Annotated in this window: 10 protein-coding genes and 1 pseudogene; 9 read left to right on the top strand and 2 right to left on the bottom strand. The window is 58.6% G+C overall.

Going from position 1 to position 10,568, the window contains the following annotated elements:
- Positions 1–299 (top strand): annotated as a pseudogene (locus RDL66_RS05430) (carbamate kinase); the annotation flags it as partial.
- Positions 300–553: 254 nt separating this feature from the next.
- On the top strand, positions 554–1,507 hold the full coding sequence (locus tag RDL66_RS05425; protein WP_308535755.1) for an acetylxylan esterase: 954 nt from the start codon (positions 554–556) through the stop codon (positions 1,505–1,507).
- Here the strand turns inward: RDL66_RS05425 and RDL66_RS05420 are convergent.
- Together RDL66_RS05420 and RDL66_RS05415 are read right to left on the bottom strand one after the other, a co-directional pair.
- Positions 1,504–2,214 (bottom strand): hypothetical protein, encoded by a 711-nt coding sequence (locus tag RDL66_RS05420; protein ID WP_308535754.1) that lies wholly within the window; start codon positions 2,212–2,214, stop codon positions 1,504–1,506. The genes RDL66_RS05425 and RDL66_RS05420 overlap by 4 nt on opposite strands.
- 59 nt (positions 2,215–2,273) lie before the next feature.
- Positions 2,274–2,867: a ribonuclease H gene (locus tag RDL66_RS05415; RefSeq protein ID WP_308535752.1), complete on the bottom strand. Its 594-nt coding sequence runs from the start codon at positions 2,865–2,867 to the stop codon at positions 2,274–2,276.
- A gap of 705 nt (positions 2,868–3,572) precedes the next feature.
- On the opposite strand from RDL66_RS05415, the gene RDL66_RS05410 reads away from it, so the two are divergent.
- From RDL66_RS05410 to steA, 7 genes are read left to right on the top strand one after another with little or no spacing between them, the layout of a single operon-like run.
- The gene (locus tag RDL66_RS05410) at positions 3,573–5,552 is read left to right on the top strand and encodes an HAD hydrolase-like protein (RefSeq protein WP_308535763.1); all 1,980 of its coding nucleotides are present in this window, start codon (positions 3,573–3,575) and stop codon (positions 5,550–5,552) included.
- Positions 5,542–5,727 (top strand): thioredoxin, encoded by a 186-nt coding sequence (locus tag RDL66_RS05405; protein WP_299295730.1) that lies wholly within the window; start codon positions 5,542–5,544, stop codon positions 5,725–5,727. The genes RDL66_RS05410 and RDL66_RS05405 overlap by 11 nt, the downstream gene beginning before the upstream one ends.
- Positions 5,720–6,568: a TlyA family RNA methyltransferase gene (locus RDL66_RS05400; RefSeq protein ID WP_308535749.1), complete on the top strand. Its 849-nt coding sequence runs from the start codon at positions 5,720–5,722 to the stop codon at positions 6,566–6,568. The genes RDL66_RS05405 and RDL66_RS05400 overlap by 8 nt, the downstream gene beginning before the upstream one ends.
- Before the next feature lie 59 nt (positions 6,569–6,627).
- On the top strand, positions 6,628–6,822 hold the full coding sequence (locus tag RDL66_RS05395; RefSeq protein ID WP_308535748.1) for a trehalose phosphatase: 195 nt from the start codon (positions 6,628–6,630) through the stop codon (positions 6,820–6,822).
- Positions 6,794–7,648, top strand: a complete 855-nt coding sequence (locus tag RDL66_RS05390; RefSeq protein ID WP_374042906.1) for an NAD kinase — start codon at positions 6,794–6,796, stop codon at positions 7,646–7,648. Before RDL66_RS05395 ends, RDL66_RS05390 begins: the two co-directional genes overlap by 29 nt.
- The gene (gene recN / locus RDL66_RS05385) at positions 7,648–9,366 is read left to right on the top strand and encodes a DNA repair protein RecN (RefSeq protein WP_308535746.1); all 1,719 of its coding nucleotides are present in this window, start codon (positions 7,648–7,650) and stop codon (positions 9,364–9,366) included. The genes RDL66_RS05390 and recN overlap by 1 nt, the downstream gene beginning before the upstream one ends.
- Positions 9,363–10,541: a putative cytokinetic ring protein SteA gene (steA, locus tag RDL66_RS05380; protein WP_299294420.1), complete on the top strand. Its 1,179-nt coding sequence runs from the start codon at positions 9,363–9,365 to the stop codon at positions 10,539–10,541. Before recN ends, steA begins: the two co-directional genes overlap by 4 nt.
- Positions 10,542–10,568: the final 27 nt, after the last annotated feature.

The following is a 10,568-nucleotide window of genomic DNA, read 5'->3' as shown; positions in this document are numbered from 1 at the left end:
TGATTCTGACCGATGTGCCCGCTGTGATGGAGAATTTTGGTACTCCCGAACAGAAGGAAATTCATCGCGCCAGTCCCGCTGCCATGCGCGCGGGCGGTTTCCCCGCCGGCTCTATGGGGCCGAAGGTGGAGGCAGCTTGCCGTTTCGTGGAACTGACCGGAGATGTCGCCGCGATTGGGCGGCTCAGTGATGCTCGAAAGATTATCGCGGGCGAATCCGGCACCATAATTACCCCAGGCGGTAATTATGGTGGTCCCGATGACATCAACCAGCGCAGCTACAGGAAGATGCAGAAGTAGGGCACTAGCTCTATTGTCTTCCAGGACTACGCAACGTATTCCGCCATTCTGTAGATGATGCGTTCGCGGGGAAGCTATGAGTTTCCCCGCGAATCGCATTTAACGGTATGAATCAATGTGTCCTGAGCCTGTACTGCTAGCGTGGACCGCAGTTGAACTGGTTTAGGATTTGCTTCAGTAGGTTCAGCAGAGAGCATAATTGAATTGGTCAAAAGGCATCCGGTGCATCCCCGGGGAGGACAATGCGAGCCGATATGGAACGAAACGAACTGGAAAAGTTTTTACCGCAGGTCCAGATGCCCGCAGATTTCGCGAGTTTCTGGAGCGAGACACTACAGGAATCTCGTCAGATTCCAGCGCTCGCTCAGCTGCAGAGGGTCGATAGCCCGATAGAAACCCTCGAATTTTACGATGTGACCTTTCCCGGATTTGCCGGCGAAAACATCAAATGCTGGCTGGCGGGTGCACCCGGATTTACCAAACGCAAAAACCAACCCCTCATCGTAGAATACCTCGGCTACGGGGTAGGACGCGGGGTACCCGGAGAACGCATGTTCTGGCCTTCTGCCGGTTACGTGCATCTCATTATGGACAGCCGCGGTCAAGGCGGAGACTGCGGCACCGGGGGAGCCACTCCTGACCCGCATCCAGCCCCTCCGCACGCTTTCGGATTCTTTACACTGGGCGTTGAAAACCGCGAAACCTATTACTTTCGCCGCCTCATCACTGACGCCTACCGGGCTATTGACACTGCGTTGACCTTAAACTTTATCGACCCGACGCGAATTTTTGTGGCTGGAGCGTCCCAGGGCGGAACCTTGGCGGTCTGCGTCGGGGCGTGGCACGAGGGCGTGAGGGCAGTACTGTCGGATTTGGCTCTGGGCAACGTGCTGTATGGGGTCAGTCACAACGACCATATGCCCTACCGGGAAGTGCAGCGTTATCTGCGGGCCTACCCGGACCGATATGAGCAGGTAGAAACCACCTTGTCGTACTTTGATGCCGTTAATTTCGCGCGACAAGCCGATCATCCGGCCTATTTCTCAGTGTCGCTCAGTGACGAGTACGTGCCTCCCGCCTGCACCTACTCAATTTTCAACGAGTGGAGCGGGGACAAACGCATGGAAGTGTATCCCTTTAACGAACACGACGACCCCAACCTGCACCACCTGTTAAAGCAACACGCCTGGCTGGAGCAGTTTCACTAACGTTCTATTGCGTCCCGGTCCGGGGTGTGCGCAGCGAGTGGAGGACGCCAGTCGGGAGCCGATTGCGGGTTTGCCAGCAAGGTAATCTGAGCATTGACCCCCTTGACTGTGTCCAGGGCGAGTTTGCGCCCCGAGAAAAACCCGATAGCGCCGCCGATGCCTAGGGGGATAAAACGCCCCACAACGTGTCCCGAAAGTTTTTTAGAAATTTTTTTCCCGGCGAACTGTGCCAAAGCCTTATTGACCGAACTCAGGGTCGCGGAAGCATTATCGGCAACTTGAGCACGCGCCCAGTTCCAGATGCCGAATCCGGCCTGGTCATAGACCAGCTTGCTGGCTTCATCCCCAAGTATTGCCGAGAGAACCAAAGTTTTGCGAGCCTCCAAGTTTTGGGTGGGAACGCCCGAAAGTCGTGCCATCGTCAACACGTAAAGTGCCGTGTTGGCGGCAAATACGCTCAGCTCCACCCCAGTTAAAGCGGCCCCAAGAGCCAGCCCGGAGCCGGGGACCGCGGCTCCCGCCCCCACTCCTGCGGAAGCTGTTTGGGACACCCGCACGTAGCGCCGCGTCACCAGATTCATCAGCGCGGGAGTGGAAATGCCTGGGTGTTTATCGAGCAACCGAGCAATCACCCTGTCGATGTGTCGTTCGGGCAGGCTTAGAGCGGCATCCAGCAGGGTGTCGGTATCTCGGGGTAGTTTCTGCATATAACCAATCTATCGCGGCGAGACCGATTTCTCACGGGGGACAGTTTTTCGGGGGACGGCTAGAACAAGGTTTCCTGTATGCCTGCGTCTCGAGTATCTGGCGGTGCAGTGGGCGCAGTCGTGCTGGGGGGAGCCGTGTTCGCCGCGAACTGAGGGTGGGCGGTTAAGCTGCGCAGTTCAGGGCTTAAACCGGGGCCGGTACGGGGGGAAAGCCCCTGTTGATAGGCGGTGGCGGCCCCACGAGCCAGCTGGTCGACTTTCTCGTTCAGGGTGTGCCCGGCGTGGCCTTTCACCCAATGGAAGTCCACCGCTCGCCCCGCCAGACCCTGATCTAAACGTTTCATCAGGTCATCGTTCAACACTGCTTTGCCGTCAGCCTTGCGCCAACCCCGGCGTTTCCATCCCGGCATCCACTTGGTTACCGAGTTGATGACATATTGAGAATCGCATAGGAAATGAATGGTTAGGTTGGGGATGCCAGCGGTTCGTTCCAAGAAATCCACCACTGCCATCAGTTCGCCGCGGTTGTTCGTGGACTCGCTCCAGCCTCCTGCCGCCCAACAATTTTCGTCAACGTACCACGCCCATCCGGCTGGTCCGGGGTTGCCCAAGGCCGAGCCGTCCGCCGCCACTGTGATTTCCATGCTCTCCATCTTAAGGGGAAACGGTTTGAAAACGACACCGAGACCAGCCCGCCGCCGAACAGACTGAGGATTTTTTGGACCCTGGGTACGTGTAGACTTAATGGTGAAAACAGAATAGTGGAACGATTGCAAAGGACAATAACAGTGACAGCTTCAGATAATCCTCGCCCTTGGGAAAACTTGGCAGAGGAACCAAACGAAAATTGGCGCGAGCGCAAAGGTGAGTCTCGCGATGACTCAGATGCAGGCCGCGGGTCACGCGGCGACAAACGAGATAACGAACATAAAGGTCGCGGAGGTTTCAAAGGCGACCGTAAAGGCGGGTATAAGTCAGGCGGCAAGTACGGCCGAGAGGATCGCGGCGGCAAACGCGTTGGCTACTCAGGGCGTTCTCGACGCGACAATGACCGTGACGGCTGGCGGCGTGACGACCGAGGGGGACGTGCTGGTCGCGATGACTGGCGGCGTGACGACCGAGTGGGACGTGCCGGACGTGATGACTGGCGGCGTGATGAACGCGGCGGCAAACGCAACTTTGAACGCGGTGGAGAGCGACGCGACTCGGGACGTTCGGGATTCCGTTCTCAAGGCTCACAACGCTCCCGTTACGACGACCGGGGGTACAACCGCAGCCACACCGGGTCGGACAAACGCGGTCACGGCACTACGGGACGTTCCCGTTACCTGGAAATCCCCGCCTCGATTACTTGGGATATGTTAGATAAAGAGGCCTGGTCCCGGCTCAGTCCGCTACCGAAAGAAACTGCGGAAAACGTGGCTCGCCACCTGGTTATGTCCGCAGAACTGTTCGACACTCAGCCCGAACTCGCTTATGAATATGCCCGGGCAGCCCTGAAGATGGCTTGGCGTATCGACGTGGTTCGCGAAGCTGTCGCTTTGACCGCCTATGCCTGTGGCAAGTACAGCGAAGCGCTGCGTGAAGTGAAAACCGCCCGGCGGATGAGCGGCGTCGAAGTGTTGAAATCGGTAGAAGCGGATTCCGAACGCGGTCTGGGTCGCCCCGAAAAAGCGTTGGAAATCATTAAAGCTGTGAAGCCAGGGGATCTGGACCGAACGGAACATTTTGAACTCGCCCTGGTGGAGTCCTCCGCACGGGCGGACTTGGGTGAGTACGAGACCGGACTGGCTGTTATCGAAGCAGCCTTGGCCCAGGTGGATCCCGATTCAGAGAGTTTTGAATACGGACGGTTGCTCAGCGTGAAGGCTGACCGGTTGCGAGAGCTGGGACGGGATGAGGAAGCCGACTCCGCGCAGGCACTCATTCCGCGGGAGCCAGAGGATGTCGAAATCCTGGATATTCAAGAAGCTGAAGAAGCCGAACAGCAGGCTAACCCGACCACGCTGCAAGGGGCGAATGTGCCGCTGGCTCAGCTCTACCCGCTGCTGCTCACCGATTTGGACGGGGTGACCTGGAACGGGTCACAGCCGGTAGACGGGGTGGGACAAAGTATTTCTGCAGGGCGCGAATTGGGCGGAAAGTTCGTGTTCCTGACCAATAATGCGGCGCGCGTACCGCAGGACGTGGTGGCGAAATTGGCTGCAGCTGGGGTAGAAGCTAAACCCGATGACATCGTGACCTCAGCTCAAGATGGAGCCGCGAAACTCAGCGAACTGCTGGAACCGGGGTCGAAAGTGCTGTGCGTGGGCGGCGAGGGTGTACCGCAAGCCGTACAGGCGGCGGGCTTTGAAGTCGTGTCCACGGCTGACCAGGAGCCTGCCGGGGTTTTGCAAGGGCTCGGGTTTGATGTGGGCTGGGCTGAGCTGTCCGAGGCCTGCTATGCCATTGCGAATGGCGCCAAGTGGGTGGCCACGAACATGGATTACGCACTGCCAACCGAAAAAGGCCGCGGTATCGGCAACGGTTCCCTGGTGGAAGCGGTACGCCGAGCCACCAAGAGCGAACCGATCGTGTGCGGTAAACCGGAAACCTCCATCTACGATTTAGCGATTAACCGTTGTCAGGACTACCTGATGGACAATGAGGAAATCGCCGCGGAAGTCAAAGCCAACGAAGAAGCCGCGGCGGCCGCTCGAGAGCAAGCCAGGCAGGCTCGTGAAGCGAAAGAGGATCCGGATAGTGAACCCGTGGTCCTTAGCGAAGCCGACCTGGCGAAAGAGAAAGAGTTCGACCGGGTCAAAGCGGCGGAACGCAAACATCGGATTTTGAAGCGACACGCGCTGGCCATTGGCGACCAGTTGGCTACCGATATTGTCGGAGCAAACAATGCCCAAGTGGCGTCTTGCGTGGTGCTGACCGGGCTCACGCAGCCCCGCGACCTGGTGATGGCCCCGCCAGCCCAAAGGCCGACTTTTGTGGGGTTGGATTTGTCCGACCTGACAATTCCGATTGAACGCCCGGAACTGCGCAATCGCGGCTGGTGGTACACCGAAAACACGCGGGCTCGCGTGAACGGTCACGATATTGAAGTCCGCGGTCTGGGGGTGTTGAGCGAGGACGGCACGGTAGTGTCCCTAGGGGAGTTTCGCGCCATCCTGGCAGCCGTATGGTATGCCAGAGAACAGGGCAATCGGGTGGATTGCCCCGAGTTTAGCGTGGTACGTGAAGTCGAACGCGACTATGGCGAGGAAGACGACCTGGACCGAGACGAAGCCGATCCTGAGCGCAACGATACCGAACTGGTTGTTGAACAGGAGACGGAAGATGACGAATAATCAGGTTCCCACTCCTGCTGCGTTGAACGCTCAGGACCTGCATGATTACCGGGAAGAAATAGAAGCCGCCCATGAGGCACCCTTGGAATCGCAGTTGGAACTGTTGCAAAAGGTTGCCGCCGACCTGCAGACGGTCTTAAACGGGGACGAGGCACTGTCAGCGAATCATGGTTAAACGCGCAAGGTTGGACACGGAGATGGTGCGTCGCCACCTGGCCCCCAGCCGTACCCAAGCGGCTCAGATGATTACTGCCGGTCAGGTGCTGGTGGACGGTCAGGAGGCCCTGAAACCAGCCCGACAGGTGGAGCTGAGTTCGGCTATCGTGTTGCGCGACCCCGAAACAGTCCATTATGCGTCTAGAGGCGCTCACAAATTGCTGGGGGCGCTGGATTATCTGGAACTTTATGGCCCAGCAACTCCGGAGATAGCAGGAGCGGTGTGTCTAGACGCGGGCGCCTCCACGGGAGGATTCACCGACGTGTTACTGCGCCGCGGTGCCGCCAAAGTGTTCGCGGTCGATGTGGGGTATGGCCAACTGGCGTGGAGCTTACGCAGCGACAGTCGGGTAGTGAATCTCGAACGAACCAATGTGCGTACGCTGGATCCCGCCCTCATCGACCCGCCCGCAGACCTGGTCGTCGGGGATTTGTCCTTTATCTCTCTCGGTTTGGTTCTGCCGGCGCTGCAACGTGCTGCAAACCCGCAGGCAGAGTACCTGCTGATGGTGAAACCCCAGTTTGAAATCGGTCGTGACAACTTGGGACGCGGGGGTGTGGTCAGGGATCCAGACGATCGCGGTGAGACTGTCAAGAACGTTGCGCGCCAGGCTCACGAGGCCGGATTGGCGGTACTGAACGTGGCTCCTGCCGGACTGGCCGGTCCCAGCGGGAATGTTGAATACTTCCTCTACCTCACCGCGCAGTCTGTGGCGCGGCAGCGAAACCTGCCAGACCTGGAGGGGGAACCGTTGGAAACCGCCGTTGGGGAAGCTATTGCCAGAGGGCCTCAGCCATAGACGTCGGGGGCACATTGACGTGGTGGTGTGAGAAAATTAAGTGGACAGAAGGGAAAGTTATGGAACAGGAAGTTCGGGGCAAGCCGGGGGGCGAGACGCCGGAACAGCCGCAAAATTGGGACAATACGTGTCAGGATTTTGGGGGATACGCGGATTGCTGCGGAGCCAGCGAGGCCACACCCACTTGTGAATATCAACCTCCCAGCCCGCAGCTAGTCCAGAAATATGCAAGAAAGGCCCAATCCGGTGAGTAAAAAACGAACCATTATGGTGTTCCACCACCATTACCGCGAACCCGCTATTGTGGCGGCGGCGAGTGTGCGCGGATACTTGGAGAATGCCGGAATCACCGTGGTGGACCGCACGAGTTCGGAACCAATCGACCTCATCATTGTGCTAGGCGGGGACGGAACCATTCTGGAAGCCGCTAATATCGCCCATCGTCAAGGCGTTCCGGTTATCGGAGTGAATTTGGGGCACGTCGGGTTCCTCGCCGAAGCGGAGGAGGAAGAACTCGGCGAGCTGTGTGAGCGCGTGGTGCGTGGCGACTACCAGGTGGAACGACGAATGTGTATTGACGTGGAAGTGCGTCACCCCGATGGTTCAGTGGAATCAGAATGGGCCGCGAATGACATTGCGGTGCTGAGCACCGATAAAGGCCACCCCGCCCTTTTGGCTTTTGGCGTCGATGGGGAAGCGGTTTCCGAGTACGGCGCGGACGGTTTGATTGTGTCGACCCCCACCGGGTCTACCGCCTATAACTTTTCGGTCGGCGGCCCGGTGGTGTGGCCCGATGTCCAAGCCTTAGTGCTGTCTCCGCTGGCCGCCCACGGCTTGTTTACCCGCTCCCTGGTACTGGGTCCGTCGTCGGTACTAGAGATTCAAGTTCTGCCTCAACAGGTGCAGGACTGCGAAGTCTGGGCTGATGGGAGACGTATTTTGCCCGCGCCGCTGGGTTCATCCATTCGGGTTACCAAGTCCGCCACCGATATGCAACTGGCACGGTTGGTGTCCCTGCCGTTCTCGGCCCGGTTGGTGAAAAAGTTTGGCTTGCCCGTAGAAGGGTGGCGAGGTCGCTAATGCTGGAATCACTGCGGATCGAAAATTTAGGGACGATTAGCTCCGTTGCCCTGGAGTTTGGTCCGGGGTTTACCGTCATAACTGGAGAGACCGGGGCCGGCAAAACCATGTTGCTGACTTCGCTGGACTGGCTGCTGGGGGCAAAAGTCGAGCCCGCACTGGTTTCCCACGGTGCTCAGAAGGCCGTGGTGGAGGGTAGTTTCCTGGTCGACGGCGTGGCCGGGGCTGTTGTGGAAGAAGCCGGCGGGGTGGTTGAGGACGGTGTTGCTGAGGTCTCAAGAGTCGTGCCCCTAGATTCACGTTCCAAGGCTCACCTGGGGGGACGCACGGTTCCTGCCGCTATATTGGGGGAGTTCGGTGCTAGCTTGGTGTCGGTTCACGGCCAAGCCGCGCAGGGAAGGTTGCGTACCGAGCGGGCCCAGCGAGACGCTTTGGACGCTTATGGAGACGCTGCCCATCAGCGGGTTTTAGAACAATACCTTGAGGACTGGGAGGCTTTGAGCCTCGCCCAAAAGGCTTTTGCTGAGTGGGAAACCAGCGCTGAAAAGCGCGAACATCGTCGTGAGGTGCTGGAACGGTTTTGTGAAGAGTTCGACAGTCTCCGGCCCGAGGACGGCGAATTTACGGAACTTAGCGCCAGCGTAGCGAAACTGTCCAACGTGGAAAGTTTGCGTGAAAACGTCGCGGCAGCACTGGGAGCCATTGAAGCGGATTCCACCCCGGCCGCTACCGATTTGGTAGCCGTGGCCACCCGGGCTCTACAGCGGGCAGCGGAAGAGGATCCGAGCTTGCAAGAGGTCGCGCAAAGCGTGAGCGGAGCCGGTTATGCCCTCGATGATGCGGCTCGCGAGCTGGGGATCTATCTGCAAGATTTGAATGCTGACCCGGAGGCGCTGCAGGAGGCGTTAAGTCGGCGGGCGACGTTTACCGATTTGAGTTTGCGCTTGGGAGTGGAACCGGAAAATTTGGGCACGGCTTGGCAGGAAACTGTCACCGAGCTGCAGGTATTGCAGGGAGGCACGGAGCATTTAGAGCAACTGCGCCTAGCGATGGAATCCGCGGCGCAGGCCGTGAAACAGGCGGGGGCAAAACTGCACGAGGCCCGCGAAAAGACAGCGCGTGCGCTCAGCAAGGCGATTAATGCGGAACTGGTGGGTCTGGATATGAAAGACACGCGGGTCACCGTGGAGGTTCGCGAACGGGAACCGGGCGCCCACGGAGCAGACCGTATTGAGTTCATGCTGCGCCCCCACCCGAAAGCCCCGGTGTTGGCATTATCCAGCGCAGCCTCTGGCGGGGAACTTTCCCGTATCATGCTGGCTCTGGAAGTGACCTTGGCCGGCGGCGGCTCCCAGTTATCTCAAACTGGTCAGCCCGTCCAGAATGAAAGCACGGGGGCGCGCCGCACTTTCGTGTTCGACGAAGTCGATGCGGGGATTGGCGGGCAAGCCGGCATTGAGGTCGGGCGGCGGCTGGCGCGTCTGGCTCAGGAATACCAGGTCATCGTGGTGACCCACCTGTCGCAGGTCGCGGCGTTTGGAGATCGCCAAGTGCAGATCACGAAGAGCGGCGGACAGAGCCAGATTACAGTGCTGGATCAGGAATCGCGACGCGAGGAGCTGGCGCGGATGATTTCGGGGACGAAGCTCACAAAAACGGCGCTTGCGCACGCCGATGAGTTAATCGAACTGGCTCGTGTGGGACAATCGGAGTCATGATGGCAGTGTTTCGCCGAAAACGTAATCAAAAGACAGGAGCCAGTCTGGGCGGTCTGGTGCGCATCGATACGCGTACCAAGAACCTGACAAAACGACTGGGCTCCGGGGAAGTCGCCGTTATTTCGCACCAGGATTTGGACTGGGTTGCGGCTGAGTCGCTGAAAGCAATCGAACCCGCCGCGGTGCTGAACGCGGAGAAGTCCACCTCTGGACGCTACCCGAATCAAGGACCGAAAGTCCTCATCGAGGCGGGGATTCCTCTCATTGACGATTTGGGTTCCGACATTATGAGCCTGAAGGAGGGCCAACGGGTCGAAATCCGGGACAACCAGGTCTTTTGTGGCGGGAAACTCGTGGCGGAAGGGGTGCGGCAAACCGAGGAAACGAACGCCGCCAATATGGAGGCAGCGAAAGCTTCCCTGGGAGTCCAGATTGAGGCTTTCACCGCCAACACCATGGAATATCTAAAGAAAGAACGGGATTTGATTCTTGATTCCGTGGGCGTGCCAGATTTGCGGACGAACTTTACCGGCCGCCAGGTTCTGATGGTGGTGCGCGGCTACAACTACAAAGAAGACCTGCAGATGCTCAAACCCTACATTCGCGAGTATCGTCCCATTCTGATTGGAGTGGATGGCGGAGCGGATGCGCTGTTAGAGAACGGTTTGAAGCCCGACCTGGTGGTGGGCGATATGGATTCCGTGACTGATAAGGCACTGACTTGCGGGGCGGAAATCGTGGTGCACGCCTATCCCAACGGGAAAGCCCCCGGCTTGGCCAGAGTGCAGGAACTCGGGGTGGACCACGTGGTGTTTCCCGCCGCCGGCACTTCCGAGGACATCACGATGCTTTTATCTGACGAGAAAGGCGCGGAACTCATCGTCGCCCTGGGCACGCACGCCACTCTGGTGGAATTCTTGGACAAGGGGCGTGCCGGAATGTCCTCAACGTTCTTGACTCGTCTCAAAGTTGGCAGCAAACTCATCGATGCCAAGGGCGTTTCCAAACTTTATCGTCCCCGGATTACAAACTGGCAGATGGGCTTGCTAGTTGTGGCTGGTCTGCTGGCGATGCTGGCGGCGCTGGGTGCAACCACCGGCGGACAGACCTTCTTGGGGCTGGTAGCTGCGAATATGGATGCTTGGTGGCATGGCCTGAGGGGCCTGATTGGTTAAAAGCGAATTTGTGAAAGTTAGATTGGA

Source organism: uncultured Mobiluncus sp. (assembly GCF_902488535.1).
Taxonomy (GTDB): Bacteria; Actinomycetota; Actinomycetes; order Actinomycetales; family Actinomycetaceae; genus Mobiluncus.
Note: the sequence above shows the minus strand (reverse complement) of the source record. Positions and strands in the feature narration are given on the sequence as shown.